The following is a 17975-nucleotide window of genomic DNA, read 5'->3' on the forward strand; positions in this document are numbered from 1 at the left end:
TCTGCGTGGGAACGATCATCGCTTGCCTGATTGAGTGCTCTCAGCTTTTGAGAAACGCCTTATGCAGCGCGCTCACCGAATCAAAATGATAGGTCGGCGCCTCGGCCTCCAGCTCTTCGCGACTGCCAAACCCGTAACCCACCGCTACCACATCCAACCCGTTGCGCTTGCCGCCAATCAAATCGTGTTTGCGGTCGCCGATCATCAGCGTCTGTTTCGGGTCGAGCTGCTCTTCATCCAGCAAATGCCGAATCAGCTCAACCTTGTCAGTGCGGGTACCGTCCAGCTCGCTGCCGTAGATCAGCTTGAAATGGCGCGCGAAATCGAAATGCCGGGCTATTTCATGGGCGAACACCCAGGGTTTTGACGTCGCGATGAACAGCGTCCGGCCCTGATCCGAGAGCATGTCCAGCAATTCGAACACGCCATCAAACACCAGATTCTCGTAAAGGCCCGTCACCTTGAAGCGCTCGCGGTAAAAGCCCACGGCCTCCCAGGCCTTCGCTTCGTCGAAGTCGTAGGCGCGCATGAATTGCTGCAACAGCGGCGGGCCAATGAAGTGCTCAAGCCGGGTGATGTCGGGTTCGTCGATGCCCAGCTTGCTCAAGGCAAACTGGATGGACCGGGTGATGCCTTCGCGCGGATCGGTCAGGGTGCCGTCCAGGTCGAACAGAATATTTTGGTAATGCATGGGTGCTCTCAGCAGGGTTTGTCGAAGCCTTCGGCCAGATGCTGGTCTTTCAGCTTTACGTAATTGGTCGCGCTGTAGGGGAAGAAGGCGACCTCTTTCTCGGTCAGCGGACGCATCTGTTTCACTGGACGCCCGACGTAGAGGAACCCGCTCTCAAGGCGTTTGCCGGGCGGGACCAGACTGCCCGCGCCAATGATCACCTCGTCCTCCACCACCGCACCGTCCATGATCGTGGTGCCCATGCCGATCAGGATGCGATTGCCGACGGTGCAGCCGTGCAGCATGACTTTATGGCCGATGGTCACTTCGTCGCCGATCAACAGCGGAAAACCGTCCGGGTTGAACGGCCCGGCGTGGGTGATGTGCAGCACGCTGCCGTCCTGCACGCTGGTGCGCGCGCCGATGCGGATGCGGTGCATGTCGCCACGGATGACGGTCAGCGGCCAGACCGAACTGTCGACGCCGATTTTGACATCGCCGATCACAACCGCCGAATGGTCGACAAACGCCCGCTCGCCAAGGGTTGGGGTGTGCTGCTGGAACGTGCGAATGGCCACGATAGGCTCCTTCTCTGGCGCCGATAGCTGCGGCCGACGCCGATTGTAATTAAGATGCGTGGGTGTTTCTTTTAGCCAAGGTGCCAAACCGTGAGCGCGAACAACCCTCTGTTGCAATCCTACGACCTGCCACCTTTCTCGGCGATTCGCGCCGAGCATGTAAAACCTGCCATCGAACAGATTCTCGCCGACAACCGCGCCGCGATTGCCGACATCCTCGCCAAGCAAGGTTCGCAGCCTACATGGGCTGGCCTTGTGCTGGCGATGGACGAACTCAATGATCGCCTGGGCGCCGCCTGGAGCCCGGTCAGCCACCTGAACGCCGTGTGCAACAGCCCGGAACTGCGCGAGGCCTATGAGTCTTGCCTGCCGGCACTGAGCGCCTATTCGACCGAGATGGGTCAGAACCGCGAACTGTTCCAGGCCTTCGAAGCCTTGGCCAACAGCCCGGAAGCGGCCAATTTCGACGTCGCCCAGAAGACCATTCTTGAACAATCGCTGCGTGATTTCCGCCTGTCGGGCATCGACCTGCCGCCAGAACAGCAAAAACGCTATGCCGAGGTGCAGAGCAAGCTGTCCGAGCTGGGCAGCCAGTTCTCTAACCAACTGCTCGACGCGACCCAAGCCTGGAGCAAGCACGTCACTGACGAAGCTGCCCTCACCGGCCTGACCGATTCGGCCAAGGCGCAAATGGCCGCCGCTGCCCAGGCGAAAGATCTCGAAGGCTACCTGATCACGCTCGAGTTCCCGAGCTACTACGCCGTCATGACTTACGCCGAAGACCGCGCGCTGCGCGAAGAAGTCTACGCCGCGTACTGCACCCGCGCGTCTGACCAGGGCCCGAACGCTGGCAAAAACGACAACGGCCCGATCATGGAGCAGATTCTCGATCTGCGTCAGGAACTGGCCAAGCTGCTGGGTTTCGCCAGCTTCTCCGAGCTGAGCCTGGCCACCAAAATGGCCGAGTCCAGCGATCAGGTCCTCAGCTTCCTGCGTGATCTGGCCAAGCGCAGCAAGCCGTTTGCTGTTCAGGATCTGCAGCAGCTGAAAGCCTATGCTGCCGAACAAGGCTGCCCGGACCTGCAAAGCTGGGACAGCGGTTTCTACGGCGAGAAGCTGCGCGAACAGCGCTACAGCGTTTCCCAGGAAGCCCTGCGCGCCTACTTCCCGGTCGACAAAGTGCTGACCGGCCTGTTCGCGATCGTACAAAAACTGTACGGCATCGAAATCGCCGAGCAGAAGGGCTTCGACACTTGGCACCCGGACGTCCGCCTGTTCGAAATCAAGGAAAACGGCCAGCACGTCGGGCGCTTCTTCTTTGATCTCTACGCCCGCGCCAACAAGCGTGGCGGTGCGTGGATGGACGGCGCCCGCGATCGTCGTCGCACCGCTGAAGGCACGTTGCAAAGCCCGGTGGCCAATCTGGTCTGTAACTTCACCCCGGCGGTCAGCGGCAAGCCGGCGCTGCTCACCCACGATGAAGTCACCACCCTGTTCCACGAATTTGGTCATGGCCTGCATCACCTGCTGACCCGCGTCGAACACGCGGGCGCGTCGGGCATCAATGGCGTAGCGTGGGATGCGGTCGAGCTGCCGAGCCAGTTCATGGAAAACTGGTGCTGGGAGCCGGAAGGCCTCGCGCTGATCTCCGGCCATTACGAGACCGGTGAGCCGCTGCCTCAGGACCTGTTGGAGAAAATGCTCGCGGCGAAAAACTTCCAGTCCGGCCTGATGATGGTCCGCCAGCTGGAATTCTCGCTGTTCGACTTCGAACTGCACGCCACCCACGGCGACGGCCGCACCACGCTGCAAGTGCTGGAAGGCGTGCGTGACGAGGTGTCGGTGATGCGTCCGCCTGCGTACAACCGCTTCCCGAACAGCTTTGCCCACATCTTTGCCGGCGGTTACGCGGCGGGCTACTACAGCTACAAATGGGCCGAAGTGCTGTCTGCCGATGCATTCTCGAAGTTCGAGGAAGAAGGCGTGTTCAACGAGCAGACCGGCCGGGCGTTCCGTGAAGCCATTCTGGCGCGGGGCGGGTCACAGGCGCCGATGGTGCTGTTCGTCGACTTCCGCGGACGCGAGCCTTCGATTGACGCACTCTTGCGCCATTCGGGCTTGAGTGAGGAAGCGGCAGCATGACCCAGACACCACGGGTGATTACCAAGAAGCGCTTCATCGCCGGGGCGGTTTGCCCGGCGTGCAGCGAGCCTGACAAGTTGATGATGTGGAACGAAGACGACGTGCCGCACCGTGAGTGCGTGCACTGTGGTTATTCCGACACCCTCAATGCGCAGGGGCAATCGATCCCGACAGAACTTGGCACGCGGGTGAACAAGCCTGTGGTAAAGCCGGCCGATCCCAAGGTGCAGGGCGTGCAGTTCTTCCCCAATCCGAAGCTGAAGAAGCCGGTTGATCCAAGCTGATATCGCTGCATTTCAGTGGACCGGCTTTAGCTGGGAAGAGGCCGGTGCGAACACCCTCAATTTTGCGGTGTGATGCGCGACGTCTCCCCGGCTAAAGCCGTTCCTACAAAATGCCTGCTAACGCCAGCCACACAATGTGGAAACTGTCCGGCTTCACAACCGCCACAGGATCGTCTGCACTCCCACCCCATCGGTTTTCTCGAACCAGCCCTTGACCGAGCATCGGGCGAACATGCTGGTGCTGCATGCACCCGTGTCCATCGCCGACTTCAGCGCCGCCACATCGACGTTGTTGATGTAGGCAATCCCGCGCTTGAGGCTGTCTTCGTCGCCGTAACCGCCATGCTCCATCTCATCCAGCGCCGCCTGTTTGCTCCAGCCCTGAGCGACGATGCGGTACATCGCCGCCACCAGACCGGTCCGGTCCAGGCCGTGCTTGCAGTGGATCAGCACCGGTCCGTTTTGCTGGGCCGCCTGGATGGCGCGCAGACTCTCGATAACATCGGCATCGTCAATGTGCACCACCTGCAACGGAATCTGCACTTGCACAACGGAGGCGTCAGACAGCCATTTGCTGTCACTTTCCTTGAGGAAATTGATCACCGTGTGCACGCCAAGCCGCTTCAGCAGCGGCTGTGCTGCGGCGTCCGGCTGGCGACTGCGGTAAAGCGTCGGCGTGATCTGGTAGAGGTTGTAGTGCGGGTCGACGAGTTGCGCCCACTGCGCCGGGCGTGACGATTGCGCCGGTGAAACATCCTCGGCTTGAGCGAGAGAGGCAGATGACACGACCAGCAGCAGGAGGAGTTGAGCAGCGAGCGGGCGAAGGCGCATGGAAGACGTACCGTGGAAACCAGCCATTTATCGATGGCCAAGTTTTCGCTGCGCAGGGTCAAGGCGCTGTGAGGCGCGTGTCAAAAGTTGGTGAAAGCCATTGATCGGCGCCGGGGTGTTTTTCCGGGGCCGCGCGTGAAGGACGTTAGTGTTTCGCGATACTGTATGCATAACCAGTTATCAAGGAGCCGTCATGTCCATTCATTTCCCCCCACGCGGGCGCGGCACCGCGACCAATCCGCATAACCGCTTTGCGCCCAGCCGATCCGTGGCCGAAGACGACGGCTGGTATCAGGAAGTGCCGCTGACCCAGGGCACCACCGTCACGCTGGAAACCGCCAAGAGCATCATCGCGCGCAACTCGTCGCCCGACATTCCCTTCGACCGCTCGATCAATCCGTACCGGGGATGCGAGCACGGCTGCATTTATTGTTACGCCCGGCCGAGCCACGCCTATTGGGACATGTCGCCGGGGCTGGACTTCGAGACCAAATTAATCGCCAAAACCAACGCCGCCGCTCTTCTGGAACAGCAACTGTCCAAGCCCGGCTACAGTGTCGCGCCGATCACCCTTGGGGCAAACACCGATCCCTATCAGCCCATCGAGCGCGAATACAAACTGAGCCGGGCGACGCTTGAGGTGCTGCTGCGCTATCGCCATCCGGTGACGATCATCACCAAAGGCTCGCTCATTCTTCGAGATCTGGACCTGCTGGCCGAGCTGGCGAAGCTGCGGCTGGTGTCGGTGTTCATCAGCCTGACGACGCTGGACGATGAGCTCAAGCGCATCCTTGAACCCAGGGCTGCCGCGCCCAAGGCCAGGCTGCGGGCGATCAAGGTTCTGCGTGATGCCGGTGTGCCGGTGGGCGTTTTGCTGGCGCCGATGATTCCAATGATCAATGACATGGAGCTGGAGAAGCTGATGGCCGAGGCCAAGGCCGCCGGCGCGTTGAGTGCGAGCTACGTGATGCTGCGTCTGCCGCTGGAGGTCGCCCCGTTGTTCGAAGAGTGGCTCCAGGCGCATTATCCGCAGAGGGCCGAGCATGTAATGAGTCTGGTACGGCAGAGCCGCGGCGGGGAGGTGTACGACAGCCGCTTTGGCTCGCGAATGCGCGGTGAGGGGGTATTCGCTGAACTGCTGGCCCAGCGTTACAGCCTCGCGATCAAGAAGCACGGCTTGAACCGGCGGGAAAGTTTTCAGCTGGACTGCACCGCGTTTTGCCCGCCTGGCGGTCAGATGTCGCTGTTGTGACTTGAGCGACGTCTTAAGGGTGTTGCGCCACGACAGACGCTTGCGCTTTAGATTTTCTAACGCAAGAGCCCCGATCTAGAGCCACGCATTCAGTTTCAATTAAGTTTGCGTCGTTAAGGTGAGTCGGAAGTGACCGATTGGTCTTGTAGGAAAATTAACGCAAGAAGACCAGAAAAAAGTGGGTCATCCACAGGATTCGCCGGAAAATCCACTTAAATCCGTCAGAGAGGATGAAACATGAGTGACCAGGATAAGCAGCCCAAGGCTGCGACGACAGGCGTAACGCCTCAGGTGGAAACCGCCGAAATGGCGCTGAAGCAAATTGTTGATGGCTTCAAGCATTTCCGCCATGACGTCTTCCCTCAGCAGGAAGAACTGTTCAAGAAACTCGCCACCGCCCAACATCCCCGGGCCATGTTCATCACCTGCGCCGACTCGCGCATCGTCCCGGAACTCATCACGCAAAGCTCGCCGGGCGACCTGTTCGTCACCCGTAACGTGGGCAACGTCGTTCCGCCTTATGGGCCTATGAATGGCGGCGTTTCAACGGCTATTGAATATGCCGTCCTGGCCCTTGGCGTCCAGCACATCATCGTTTGCGGCCACTCCGATTGCGGGGCGATGCGCGCCGTTCTCAACCCCGACACCCTGGAAAAGATGCCGACGGTCAAAGCCTGGCTGCGCCATGCCGAGGTCGCCAAGACCGTTGTGCAGGACAACTGCAACTGCACCGGCGAGCACGAAACCATGCACGTGCTCACCGAAGAAAACGTCATTGCGCAGCTGCAACACCTGCGTACGCACCCTTCCGTGGCGTCCAAACTGGCCAGCGGTCAGTTGTTCATCCATGGCTGGGTCTACGACATCGAGACCAGCGAAATCCGCGCCTACGATGCCGAGCAGGACTGCTTCCTGCCGTTGGATGGCGACCATCCGGTGCCGATGGCGTCGATCCCTCGCGGTCGATATTGATCGCTGGCTGACCCGCTGCGCCTGAGTGCAGCGGCGTCGGCCCTGACGCTTCCACCCTCATACAAGCTCGTAGCGGCCGCGTTCAGCGCGTGCCGCCGGGCGTTGTCACGTCTGAATTCCGGAGAGTCGTCATGGCTACTACTGATCTGAAAGCGTTGTTACCACGGGAGCTGCTGGCTTCCGTGGTGGTTTTTCTGGTGGCCCTGCCGCTGTGCATGGGGATCGCCATTGCGTCCGGCATGCCGCCGTCCAAGGGTTTGATCACCGGCATCATCGGCGGTCTGGTGGTGGGCTGGCTGGCAGGTTCGCCGCTTCAGGTCAGCGGCCCGGCGGCAGGTCTGGCGGTGCTGGTGTTCGAGCTGGTCCGTGAACACGGCATGGCCATGCTCGGGCCGATTTTGCTGCTCGCCGGTGCGCTGCAGTTGCTGGCCGGTCGCTTGAAGCTCGGCTGCTGGTTTCGCGTCACGGCGCCGGCGGTGGTGTACGGCATGCTGGCGGGCATCGGCGTACTGATCGTGCTTTCCCAGGTCCACGTCATGTTCGACAGCGGGCCCAAGCCTTCCGGGCTGGACAATCTGGTGGCGTTCCCGCAGACCGTTATCGGTGCGATGGGGATGGGCAGTGCCATGCAGGCCGGTCTTCTCGGGCTGGGCACCATCGCCGTCATGTGGCTGTGGGAAAAGCGTCGGCCCCATGCACTGCGGTTCGTGCCAGGCGCGTTGCTTGGCGTCGGTATCGCAACGGTGGTGAGTCTGGTGATGAGCTTGCAGGTTAAGCGCGTCGAGGTCCCGGCGAACCTTGCCGAGGCCATCGACTGGCTGCGCCCTGCAGACCTGCTGAACCTGGCGGACCCTGCCATCCTGATCGCGGCCATTGCCGTGGCCTTCATTGCCAGCGCTGAAACCCTATTGTCAGCAGCGGCGGTGGATCGCATGCACGACGGCCAGCGTTCGGACTTCGACAAAGAGCTCAGCGCCCAAGGCGTAGGTAACATGTTGTGCGGTCTGGTCGGCGCGCTGCCGATGACGGGCGTGATCGTGCGCAGTTCGGCCAACGTGCAGGCGGGTGCGAAGACGCGGCTGTCGGCGATGTTCCACGGTCTGTGGCTGCTGGCGTTCGTACTGTTGCTGTCCAGCGTGTTGCAGAGCATTCCTGTGGCCAGCCTGGCCGGCGTGCTGGTCTACACCGGCGTGAAGCTGGTAAATATTCAGGCGCTCAAGGGGCTGGGGCGTTATGGCCGCATGCCAATGTTCATCTATGGCGCGACCGCCAGTGCGATTGTCCTGACCGACTTGCTGACGGGCGTGTTGATCGGCTTTGGCCTGACCCTGGTGAAGCTGGCGCTGAGCGCATCGCGCCTGAAGATCAATCTGGTCGACCTGCCGGCCGAGGGCGAGATGGAGCTGCGCCTCAATGGTTCTGCCACGTTCCTCAAGGTGCCGGCGCTGACGCAGACTCTGGAAACCGTGCCGCCTGGCACTACGCTGCATGTGCCGCTGGGCAACCTGAGGTATATCGACCATTCCTGCCTGGAGCTGCTGGAGGAATGGGGCCGTGCCAATGCCGCGCAGGGCTCGCGTTTGCTGCTGGAGCAACGGCTGCTCAAACGTCGCGTGGAAGGGCGGATCCGCACGTCGATCGGAGGGGCAGCGTTGCACTGAGGCGGGTAAAGGGGGGTGCGGGGTCAGTCTTTCCCGCGCTCCAGTTCCAGCCCTACGCCCAACTGACGTGACAGGCTGGGCCAGCGTTTCCACGCCGCATCGGTGTCCGGGCTGGCGAGGCGCTCGCGGTAGGCTTCCACCGATTCCAGCGAGAAGCTGTCGTCATTGAGCATTTCGTCGATGGCGTGATGCACCACTTCGTCCAGCTGATTGGCAAACGATTCGCCGATCAGTTGGTGGGCGATGACGCTGGCCACCGTGGTGTTCATCGGGATCAGCGGCTGGCCGAAATGCTTGATGTACAGATCATTCACTTCTTCCACCAGCCGGTGGGCCAGATAGGCTTCGTCCAGCAGACCGTCCAGCCCTTCGTGGCCCGCCATGATGGCGGGAGGCGCGCTGAAGAATTGCTCGGCGATTTTCAGGACCGGCTTGATCTGGCTTTCAATGCCGGCCTGCAACGCCACGTCATGGGCGGCGTCAAGCAAGTCCGGCACCTGACCGATGTAGGCAATGACGAAACGCGTCAGCACGCCTCGCGCGTCTACGTCAGGCAGGTGAATGGAGGGATGCAGATGAGGAAGTTGCGACTCCAACTGGCGCGCTAGCTGACCGGATTGGTTTTCGTGTTCCTGAGCTCGGGTGATCTGCTCGCGCAATGCGGCGGTGTTCATGGATGCTCCATAGGCAGTGAAACCAGACGGTCATTATAGGGAATTCCATACCTTAGCTTGCCCACAAATGGCGCTAAGACGTAATTGTCATAACAGTTTCATGGTTATGTGCATAATCGCGCGACCGTGGATCACTCATTGTGCTGAAGTCATGACCCGAACCCAGAAAACCGTTTTCATCCTGGTGGCCATCGTGGCGCTGGTGCTTGGCCTGACCGTCTACCGTGTGCTGTCCGGTCCCGATCAGGGCGACCAGACCGCGCTCGTCGACGCAGGCATTATCCTTCTCCCGCAAAGCCGCACTGTGCCGGATCTCTCGCTCACCGATCAGGACGACCAGCCCCTTTCACTGAGCCAATTGAAGGGCAAATGGACGGTGCTGTTCTTCGGTTACACCTTCTGCCCGGACATCTGTCCGACCACCCTCGCCCAGTTGCGTCAGATCAAAAGCGAGCTGCCCAGTGAGGCCGTCGACAAACTGCGCATCGTGCTGGTCAGCGTCGATCCCGATCGCGACACCCCGCAACAGCTCAAGCAATACCTGAGTTATTTCGACAAGCAGTTCATCGGCCTGCGGGCGCCCGTGGATACGCTGCAGAAGCTGGCGAATGCCGTGAGCATCCCGTACATCCCGGCGGACACCAGCAAGCCGGGCTATACGGTAGACCACAGCGGCAACCTCGCCCTCCTGGGCCCCGACGGCACCCAGCGCGGCTTCATCCGCGCGCCGCTGAACAGCCAGAAGCTGGTGGCGCAGTTGCCGGGGCTGGTTGAGAGAAAGTAAGGACTGATGATCTCGGCGTTGCGCCGAGATCATTGGTGTGTGGCGATCAGAACGCCGGAACCACGGCGCCTTTGTACTTATCAACGATGAATGCCTTGGTTTCCGGGCTGTGCAGCGCGGCGACCAGTTTCTGGATGGCCGGGGCATCCTTGTTGTCTTCGCGGGTCACCAGGATGTTCGCGTATGGCGACTCCGACCCTTCGATGATCAGCGCATCCTTGGTCGGATCAAGCTTGGCGGTCAGGGCGTAGTTGGTGTTGATCAGCGCCAGGTCCACCTGCGTCAGTACCCGTGGCAGGGTCGCGGCTTCGAGCTCGCGGAATTTCAAATTCTTCGGATTCTGCTGCACGTCGCTCGGCTTTGCGGTGATGCTGGTCGGATCCTTCAGGGTAATCAGACCGGCCTTGACCAGCAGCAACAGCGCGCGGCCCTCGTTGGTGGCGTCATTCGGGATGGCGACATTGGCGCCATCCGGCAGCTCGGCCAGGCTCTTGAGCTTGTCCGAGTACGCGCCAAACGGCTCGATGTGAACCTTGGCCACGCTCACCAGATGGGTGCCCTTGCCCTTGTTGAACTCATCCAGATATGGCTGGTGCTGGAAGAAGTTGGCGTCCATGCGGTTCTGGTCGACCTGCACGTTCGGCTGAATGTAATCGTTGAACACCTTCACGTTCAGCGTCACGCCTTCCTTCGCCAGCATCGGCTTCACGAACTCGAGAATCTCGGCGTGTGGCACGGCGGAGGCCGCGACGGTCAAGGTCTCATCAGCATGGGCGGACAGGGCCGCCACAGCAGCGAATACGGCCAACAGCTTCTTCATTTCTACTACTCCTGAAATGCACGCGCAGCGGCGTGCACCTGCCGGTCAGTGACCGGCGAATTCGGTTAACGGTGTGAAAAGTGCGCGACCAGTCTGTCGCCAACGGTTTGCAGGATCTGCACCAGCACCAGCAGCAATACGACCGTCACAAACATCACATCGTTCTGGAAGCGTTGATAGCCGTAGCGAATCGCCAGATCGCCCAGACCACCGGCGCCGACCGCACCGGCCATGGCCGTGAACGACACCAGCGCAATCGCAGTCACGGTGATCGCCGCGAGGATGCCGGGGCGTGCTTCAGGCAACAGCGCCTTGATCACGATCTGTCGAGTCGTGGCGCCCATCGCCTGAGTAGCCTCGATGATGCCGCGATCCACTTCCCGCAGGGCGGTTTCCACCAAGCGCGCGAAGAACGGCGTAGCGCCTGCGATCAATGGCGGCAGCGTGCCGAGAATGCCCAGAGAGGTGCCGGTGATGATTTCCGTCAGGGGCATCATCACGATCAGCAGGATGATGAACGGCAGCGCTCGCAGCATGTTCACGATCAAGCCGACGGTGGTGTAGACCGGCTTGTTCTCAAGCAACTGACGTGGCGAGGTCAGGAACATCAGCACGCCGAGCGGCAAGCCCAGCAATACGGTGAAGGCAAGCGAGACACCAAGCATGATCAGGGTGTCGCCGGTCGCCAGCCAGATTTCGTACCAGTCGACGTTGGAAAACAGGTTGAGAAAAGTGTCCATCAGCGCAGGACCTCCATGTGAACGTCGGCTGCGGTGAAGCGGGCGAACGCGGCGTCCATGTCACCACCGGTGATGGCCAGCGTCAGTTGCCCGTAAGGCGTGTCTTTGATGCGGTCGATACGGCCGGCCAGAATGCTGTAGTCCACGCCGGTTTCCCGCGCGACCGTTCCCAGCAATGGCGCGTAGGTCGCGTCGCCCTGAAACGTCAGGCGCACGATACGGCCCTGAACATGGGCGAAATCGCTGTTCAGCTGGTTTTCGTCGACTTCTTCTTCTTCCTGCACAAAGCGGCGAGTGGTCGGGTGCTTGGGATGCAGAAATACATCGGCCACAGCGCCCTGTTCGACGATCACGCCCGCATCCATGACCGCTACCTGATCGCAGACGCGACGGATCACGTCCATTTCGTGGGTGATGAGCACGATGGTCAGCTGCAGTTCGCGATTGATCTCGGCCAGCAGCTGCAACACCGATGCCGTGGTTTGTGGGTCGAGGGCGCTGGTGGCCTCGTCGCACAGCAGAATCTTTGGCTTGGTCGCCAGCGCGCGGGCGATGCCGACCCGCTGCTTCTGACCGCCAGATAACTGCGCCGGGTATTTTTTGGCGTGATCGGAAAGACCCACGCGGGCGAGCAATTCGGCCACGCGCTGATCGATCTGCGCGCGGGACATGTCCCCGGCCAGCGTCAGCGGCATGGCGACGTTATCGGCCACCGTCTTGGACGACAGCAGATTGAAGTGCTGGAAGATCATGCCGACCTGGCGGCGGAAGCCGCGCAGACCGTCGGCGTCCAGTGCGGTGACATCGACGTCATCGACCAGAATCTTGCCGCCGCTAGGGGCTTCAAGGCGGTTGATCAGGCGCAGCATCGTGCTTTTGCCGGCGCCGGAGTGGCCGATCAGGCCAAAGACCTGGCCGTTTTCGATGCGCAGGCTGGTGGGGTGCAGCGCGGGAATTTCCCTGTCGGCGACCCGATAGGTTTTGTGGACGTTTTGGAACTCGATCACGGAGCGAACCTTGTGGGGCGCGTTGAAAAATCAGCGTGGAGACTCGGGCCTTCATCACGCTGCTGAGCGATGCCATTTCGGCTTCGGCTGGGTAAACCGGGCGCGCATTTTAGCCTGTGAAATCCGGGTTGGGCCCAGCCTTCTTAGCATTTATTTCGCACTGCACCTGCCGAATGGTCATATGGATGGCCGCCTGTCAGTCTGGCGATGGAAATCGAAGAATCGGAAAAACAAACGGAACGGCTGATTTCATCGTCAGTCATTTACTTAGCGCCTGAATATTGCCTGGCTGCATGTCAGGCATTTCCGCCTACGAGCTTCTGCTGCCTCCACGTCGTTGGAGGCTAAAAAAGGAGCCGTCCGAACTGAGGAGTTTTGCCTGATGAGTAAGAACACCAATCCGCCTGTTAGCCCCAACGGCAACAGTGAACTGGCTGGCACTGACACGCTGGACCGTGGCAACACCAACGCCAAGATCGAAAGTCTTGAAACGTTCCGCTCCGACGCTACCGGCGAGGCTTTGCGCACCAATCAGGGCGTTAAGATCTCCGACAACCAGAACACGCTGAAAGTCGGATCGCGCGGCCCTTCGCTGCTCGAAGACTTCATCATGCGCGAGAAGATCACCCACTTCGACCATGAACGCATTCCGGAGCGCATCGTCCACGCGCGCGGTACGGCGGCCCACGGTTACTTCCAGACCTACGAGAATCATTCGGCGCTGTCCAAGGCCGAATTCCTGCGTGACCCGGGCAAGAAAACTCCGGTGTTCGTACGCTTTTCCACGGTTCAAGGCCCACGTGGCTCCGGCGACACCGTCCGTGACGTACGCGGTTTCGCGGTCAAGTTTTACACCGGCGAAGGCAACTACGACCTGGTCGGCAACAACATGCCGGTGTTCTTCATCCAGGACGCCATCAAGTTTCCCGATTTCGTACATGCCGTGAAGCCAGAGCCTCACAACGAAATCCCTACCGGCGGCTCGGCCCACGACACCTTCTGGGACTTCGTTTCCCTGGTGCCGGAATCCGCGCACATGGTGCTGTGGACCATGTCGGACCGTGCGATCCCGAAAAGCCTGCGCTCGATGCAGGGTTTCGGCATCCACACCTTCCGCATGATCAACACCGAAGGTAAGTCCTCGTTCGTCAAATTCCACTGGAAGCCCAAGTACGGCACCTGCTCCCTGGTGTGGGACGAAGCGCAGAAGCTTGCCGGCAAGGACACCGACTTCCATCGCCGCGACCTGTGGGAGTCCATCGAGATGGGCGACTACCCGGAATGGGAACTGGGCGTACAGATTGTCGCCGAGGAAGATGAGCACAAGTTCGACTTCGACCTTCTGGACCCGACCAAGATCATCCCGGAAGAGTTGGTGCCGGTAACGCCGCTGGGCAAAATGGTGCTTAACCGCAACCCGGACAACTACTTCGCCGAAACCGAGCAGGTTGCGTTCTGCCCAGGCCACGTCGTGCCGGGTATCGACTTCTCCAACGATCCACTGCTGCAGGGTCGTCTGTTTTCCTACACCGATACGCAGATCAGCCGACTGGGTGGGCCGAACTTCCACGAGATCCCGATCAACCGTCCGGTCTCGCCGAACCACAACAATCAGCGTGATGCGCAACACCGCACCACCATCGACAAGGGCCGTGCTTCCTACGAGCCTAACTCGATCGACGGCGGCTGGCCGAAAGAAACCCCTGCGGGTCCGCAGGATGGTGGCTTCGAGACTTATCACGAGCGCGTCTCGGCAGAAAAAGTGCGTGAGCGCAGCACTTCGTTTGGCGATCACTTCTCCCAGGCCACGTTGTTCTTCAACAGCATGAGCGAGCACGAGAAAGAGCACATCATCGCGGCGTACAGCTTCGAGCTGGGCAAGGTTGAGCGTGAGCACATCCGCGCACGTCAGGTGAACGAGATTCTCGCGAATATCGACCTCACCCTGGCTAAACGTGTGGCTGAAAACCTTGGCTTGCCGGCGCCTAAAGCAGCGACCGTTCAAGCGCAAAGCAACGGCAAGCTGAGCGTCGACAAGTCGCCGCTGCTGAGCCAGGCGAACCTGCTGCCTGCCGACATCGCTTCGCGCAAAGTTGCCATCCTGGTCGCCAATGGCGTCGACGACAAAGCGGTAGCGGCGATGAAAGCGGCGGTGGAAGCCGAAGGCGCACATGCCAAGGTGCTGGGTCCTACCTCCGCGCCGGTCAAGACCGCAGGCGGCGCGTCCCTGGCCGTTGACGCTTCGATGGAAGGTTTGCCATCGGTTGCGTTCGATGCCGTGTTCATCCCGGGCGGCGACGCTTCGATCAAAGCCCTGAGCGGCGACGGCGTGGCACTGCATTACGTGCTTGAGGCGTACAAGCACCTCAAAGCCATTGCTTACGCGGGTGATGCACAGAAACTGATCGACCTGCTGCGTCTGGAAGCCGATGCCGGCTTGCTGGCCGTTTCGGACAGCGCCTCGTTCAAGGCGTTTTTCGATGCGATCCAGCAGCACCGCGTCTGGGCTCGTGAGCCAAAAGCGAAGGCAATTCCTGCGTAATCTGCAGGACTAGCTGCAACAAAAAAGGCGTTGCCCGCGAGGGCAACGCCTTTTCTTTTGATCAAAAAACAATCAGAGCTGAGCGGGTTTCAGCACAATCTTAGCAGGCTCGGTCCGCTCGATTTCGCGCTGCATCTGCAACTCGAAATCCGGGTTGATCTTCGTGACACGCTTTGTCAGCAACGTCGCCAGCCAAGGGTAGTCGTCGGTGCGCGGCACCTGCACGGTGACGTCGCAGTTGAAGGCTGTCACGTCCTCAGCGATGTCACTCAACTGACGGCGCAGCTGTTTCATGTCACTGAGCTTCAGCTCGATGGTCGTGCTCTCGGCGCTCGGGTCGATTACTTTCGCCTTGCGCTTGGCTTCGGCAGCCCGCAGATCAGCTTCCGCCTTCTCCAGCTCGGCTTTACGGGCGTGGGCGATGGCACCGTTGACGCCGCTGGTCAGCGCCGGGGCTTTTGGCATCAAGGCACGGGCGCGGCTGAGCGCGGTGGCGGCAGCGTTCATGTCGCCCTTTTGCAGCACGATCTGGCTACGGCTCAGGTACGCCTCGGCCAACTGACGCTGGTACTGCTCGAGTCGGGGATCGTCCGGGGATTTGCTTTGCAGCGCGGCCAGTTGATCTTCGGCAGTCGCCAACTCGCTGCTGGCGATATTCTGTTCCAGCTGCTGATAGGCATCGGGCGCAGCCACAGGCGCGGGCTGCTCGACGGGCTTGCTCTGGCAAGCGCTCAACAGAGCGGAAAATGCAGCAAGCAGCAGATAACGGGATGCGAACGGCTTCATTCCTGCGATTCTCTATTTGCGCAAAAAACGAGCAAGTCTACACATAAGTGACTTGCCCCGAAAATAACTGATCACTATCGGTGGGCGCGCAAGGAGTCATTGCACATTGCCGCCGTTGGATTATTGCGGAGTATGACTCTACCCGCCACCCAAGGTTCTACCGCTTGGGCAAAAGGAAGCTGAGCAGAAACAGCGCCGCCGCCGAGACCACGATGGACGGGCCTGCCGGGGTGTCCTTGAACCATGACAACGCCAGACCCGCGCACACCGCAATGACGCCGATGATGCTTGCCCCCAGGGCCATTTGCTCCGGCGAGCGGGCGTGACGTTGTGCCGCAGCGGCGGGAATGATCAACAGCGAGGTAATCAGCAACACGCCGACGATCTTCATGGCCACCGCGATGACCACGGCAATCAGCAGCATCAAGGTCATGCGCAGTGTCGCCACTGGCAGACCTTCAACCGTCGCGAGTTCTTCATGCACGGTGATGGCCAGCAGCGGTCGCCACAGCGCACAGATCAACACCAGCACCAACGCGCTGCCCGCCAGAATCCACGCCAGATCGTTCGGGCTGATGGCGAGCAGGTCGCCGAACAGATAGCCCATCAGGTCAATGCGCACGTCACGCATGAAGCTCAACACCACCAGCCCGAGGGACAAGGTGCTTGGCGCCAGAATGCCCAGCAGCGTGTCGGAGGCCAGCGGTTGACGCTGCTGCAGGGTCACCAGCAAAACCGCCAATAGCAGGCAACCCACGGTGACGGCGATCGTCGGACTGATGTCCAGCAGAAAGCCCAGCGCCACGCCAAGCAGCGCGGCATGGGACAGCGTGTCGCCGAAATAAGCCATGCGCCGCCAGACCACGAAGGACCCCAAAGGGCCTGCCACTACCGCTAACGCGAGGCCTGCGAGCAAGGCGTAAAGAAGAAAATCAGCCATGCTTGCAGCTGTCCCCGTGGTCGTGAGTGTGGGTATGAACGTGATCGTGGACTTGAGCGGGTTGGCAGACTTCGCCATGCAGGTCGTGCGCATGATCGTGATGGTGGTGATAGATCGCCAGGCTCGGCGCGTTCAGGCCGAACAGCTCAACGAAAGCCGGATCGTTACTGACCTGCTCGGGGTGACCGGAGCAGCACACGTGGCGATTGAGGCAGACCACTTGATCGGTGGTGCTCATCACAAGGTGCAGGTCATGGGAAACCATCAGCACACCGCATTGGTGCCGATTGCGCAGCTGAGTGATCAGCGCGTACAGCTCGGCCTGTCCGGCGACATCCACGCCCTGCACCGGCTCGTCGAGCACCAGCAGCTCCGGTTTGCGCAATAGCGCTCGCGCCAGCAGCACGCGCTGCATCTCGCCACCGGAGATCCCTTGCAGCGGGCTGTCGATGACTTTCTCGGCGCCGACCTCGACCAGCGCTGCCCGAGCGGTGTCGCGATCAACGCCGGGCACCAGCCGCAGGAAGCGCAGGACCGACAACGGCAGCGTGGCATCAATGTGCAGCTTTTGCGGCATGTAACCGACGCGCAGTTTCGTCTTGCGCCAGATCTCCCCCGAGTCAGCCTTGAGCAGCCCGAGCACGGCGCGCACCAGCGTGGTCTTGCCCGCCCCGTTGGGGCCGATCAGGGTGACGATTTCGCCCGAGCTGACGCTCAGCTGAATGTTTTCCAGCACGCTCTGGCCGGCGCGGGTCACGCTGACGTCCTTCAGGCGGATCAGTGCATCGCTCATCAGGCGGCCTTGCATCCGGCACACACGCCAACGACTTCGACGGTCTGGGCTTCAACGTCAAAGCCCACCTCGTTGGCAGCGTCGACGATGGCGGCGCTGATGGTGGCGTGCTGCAACTCGATGGCGGCGTGGCACTCGCGGCAGATAAGGAACTGGCCCTGATGCGCGTGGGTGGGGTGGTTGCAACCGGCGAAGGCGTTCAGCGACGCGATGCGGTGAACCAGACCGTTTTCCAGCAGGAAGTCCAGCGCGCGGTACACGGTAGGCGGCGCGGCGCGGCGGCCATCTTCTTCGCTGAGCACGGCGAGGATGTCATAGGCGCCCAGCGGCTTGTGGCTCTGCCAGACCAGCTCCAGCACGCGACGACGCAGGGCCGTCAGGCGCAGGCCTTTGCCCGCGCACAGCGTGTCGGCTTCAGTGAGCGCACTGTGCACGCAGTGGGAGTGATCGTGGGGGCGACTGGCCAGGGGTGTTTTAGACATGAGCGGCGACGGCCTTT

18 protein-coding genes are annotated in these 17975 nt (G+C 61.0%); 7 read left to right on the top strand and 11 right to left on the bottom strand.

From position 1 onward, the window contains the following. Nucleotides 1-40 precede the first annotated feature (40 nt). Nucleotides 41-691: an HAD family hydrolase gene (locus ACYASU_RS24730; RefSeq protein ID WP_192174423.1), complete on the bottom strand. Its 651-nt coding sequence runs from the start codon at nucleotides 689-691 to the stop codon at nucleotides 41-43. Between the two features lie 8 nt (nucleotides 692-699). Next, on the bottom strand, nucleotides 700-1248 hold the full coding sequence (locus ACYASU_RS24735) for a gamma carbonic anhydrase family protein (protein ID WP_463584374.1): 549 nt from the start codon (nucleotides 1246-1248) through the stop codon (nucleotides 700-702). A gap of 90 nt (nucleotides 1249-1338) precedes the next feature. Here ACYASU_RS24735 and prlC point away from each other — a divergent pair, with 90 nt between their 5' ends. Both prlC and ACYASU_RS24745 read left to right on the top strand, forming a co-directional pair. Beyond that, nucleotides 1339-3390 carry an oligopeptidase A gene (gene prlC / locus ACYASU_RS24740; RefSeq protein WP_463584375.1) on the top strand — a complete coding sequence of 684 codons (2052 nt, stop codon included), beginning with the start codon at nucleotides 1339-1341 and terminating at the stop codon, nucleotides 3388-3390. After that, a complete protein-coding gene (locus ACYASU_RS24745) occupies nucleotides 3387-3674 on the top strand; it encodes a YheV family putative zinc ribbon protein (RefSeq protein ID WP_463584376.1) in 288 nt (95 codons plus the stop codon). The genes prlC and ACYASU_RS24745 overlap by 4 nt, the downstream gene beginning before the upstream one ends. 153 nt (nucleotides 3675-3827) lie before the next feature. Here ACYASU_RS24745 and ACYASU_RS24750 read toward each other — a convergent pair whose 3' ends face one another. Beyond that, nucleotides 3828-4505: a dual specificity protein phosphatase family protein gene (locus ACYASU_RS24750; protein ID WP_346627329.1), complete on the bottom strand. Its 678-nt coding sequence runs from the start codon at nucleotides 4503-4505 to the stop codon at nucleotides 3828-3830. A gap of 193 nt (nucleotides 4506-4698) precedes the next feature. Here ACYASU_RS24750 and ACYASU_RS24755 point away from each other — a divergent pair, with 193 nt between their 5' ends. From ACYASU_RS24755 to ACYASU_RS24765, 3 genes are all read left to right on the top strand, one after another. Continuing rightward, nucleotides 4699-5757, top strand: a complete 1059-nt coding sequence (locus tag ACYASU_RS24755) for a PA0069 family radical SAM protein (RefSeq protein WP_463584377.1) — start codon at nucleotides 4699-4701, stop codon at nucleotides 5755-5757. A gap of 306 nt (nucleotides 5758-6063) precedes the next feature. Further along, a complete protein-coding gene (locus tag ACYASU_RS24760) occupies nucleotides 6064-6729 on the top strand; it encodes a carbonic anhydrase (RefSeq protein WP_407073260.1) in 666 nt (221 codons plus the stop codon). A 131-nt stretch (nucleotides 6730-6860) separates the two neighbouring features. Continuing rightward, nucleotides 6861-8390, top strand: coding sequence for a SulP family inorganic anion transporter (locus tag ACYASU_RS24765; protein ID WP_192174430.1), 1530 nt, complete (start codon nucleotides 6861-6863; stop codon nucleotides 8388-8390). Between the two features lie 23 nt (nucleotides 8391-8413). Here the strand turns inward: ACYASU_RS24765 and ACYASU_RS24770 are convergent, their stop codons facing one another. Further along, nucleotides 8414-9064: a hypothetical protein gene (locus ACYASU_RS24770; RefSeq protein ID WP_192174431.1), complete on the bottom strand. Its 651-nt coding sequence runs from the start codon at nucleotides 9062-9064 to the stop codon at nucleotides 8414-8416. Between the two features lie 151 nt (nucleotides 9065-9215). On the opposite strand from ACYASU_RS24770, the gene ACYASU_RS24775 reads away from it, so the two are divergent. After that, on the top strand, nucleotides 9216-9848 hold the full coding sequence (locus ACYASU_RS24775) for an SCO family protein (protein ID WP_463584378.1): 633 nt from the start codon (nucleotides 9216-9218) through the stop codon (nucleotides 9846-9848). 46 nt (nucleotides 9849-9894) lie between these two features. Here ACYASU_RS24775 and ACYASU_RS24780 read toward each other — a convergent pair whose 3' ends face one another. The 3 genes from ACYASU_RS24780 to ACYASU_RS24790 all read right to left on the bottom strand — a co-directional run bounded on the left by ACYASU_RS24780 (nucleotide 9895) and on the right by ACYASU_RS24790 (nucleotide 12415). After that, complete coding sequence (locus tag ACYASU_RS24780; protein ID WP_346627326.1) at nucleotides 9895-10668, bottom strand: MetQ/NlpA family ABC transporter substrate-binding protein; 774 nt, start codon at nucleotides 10666-10668, stop codon at nucleotides 9895-9897. A 65-nt stretch (nucleotides 10669-10733) separates the two neighbouring features. Continuing rightward, entirely contained in the window at nucleotides 10734-11408 is a 675-nt protein-coding gene (locus ACYASU_RS24785) for a methionine ABC transporter permease (RefSeq protein WP_065987960.1), read from the bottom strand. Further along, nucleotides 11408-12415 (bottom strand): methionine ABC transporter ATP-binding protein, encoded by a 1008-nt coding sequence (locus tag ACYASU_RS24790; protein WP_463584379.1) that lies wholly within the window; start codon nucleotides 12413-12415, stop codon nucleotides 11408-11410. Before ACYASU_RS24790 ends, ACYASU_RS24785 begins: the two co-directional genes overlap by 1 nt. A gap of 382 nt (nucleotides 12416-12797) precedes the next feature. Here ACYASU_RS24790 and katE point away from each other — a divergent pair, with 382 nt between their 5' ends. Continuing rightward, a complete protein-coding gene (gene katE, locus ACYASU_RS24795; RefSeq protein WP_463584380.1) occupies nucleotides 12798-14957 on the top strand; it encodes a catalase HPII in 2160 nt (719 codons plus the stop codon). 72 nt (nucleotides 14958-15029) lie between these two features. Here katE and ACYASU_RS24800 read toward each other — a convergent pair whose 3' ends face one another. The 4 genes from ACYASU_RS24800 to ACYASU_RS24815 all read right to left on the bottom strand — a co-directional run bounded on the left by ACYASU_RS24800 (nucleotide 15030) and on the right by ACYASU_RS24815 (nucleotide 17958). Further along, entirely contained in the window at nucleotides 15030-15743 is a 714-nt protein-coding gene (locus ACYASU_RS24800) for a PA5502 family lipoprotein (protein ID WP_463584381.1), read from the bottom strand. Between the two features lie 157 nt (nucleotides 15744-15900). Beyond that, nucleotides 15901-16683, bottom strand: coding sequence for a zinc ABC transporter permease subunit ZnuB (gene znuB / locus ACYASU_RS24805; protein ID WP_172610143.1), 783 nt, complete (start codon nucleotides 16681-16683; stop codon nucleotides 15901-15903). Next, a complete protein-coding gene (znuC, locus tag ACYASU_RS24810; protein WP_463584382.1) occupies nucleotides 16676-17476 on the bottom strand; it encodes a zinc ABC transporter ATP-binding protein ZnuC in 801 nt (266 codons plus the stop codon). The genes znuB and znuC overlap by 8 nt, the downstream gene beginning before the upstream one ends. After that, nucleotides 17476-17958 (bottom strand): Fur family transcriptional regulator, encoded by a 483-nt coding sequence (locus ACYASU_RS24815; RefSeq protein ID WP_122534313.1) that lies wholly within the window; start codon nucleotides 17956-17958, stop codon nucleotides 17476-17478. The genes znuC and ACYASU_RS24815 overlap by 1 nt, the downstream gene beginning before the upstream one ends. Nucleotides 17959-17975: the final 17 nt, after the last annotated feature.

It is taken from the genome of Pseudomonas sp. HP_12 (assembly GCF_055283955.1).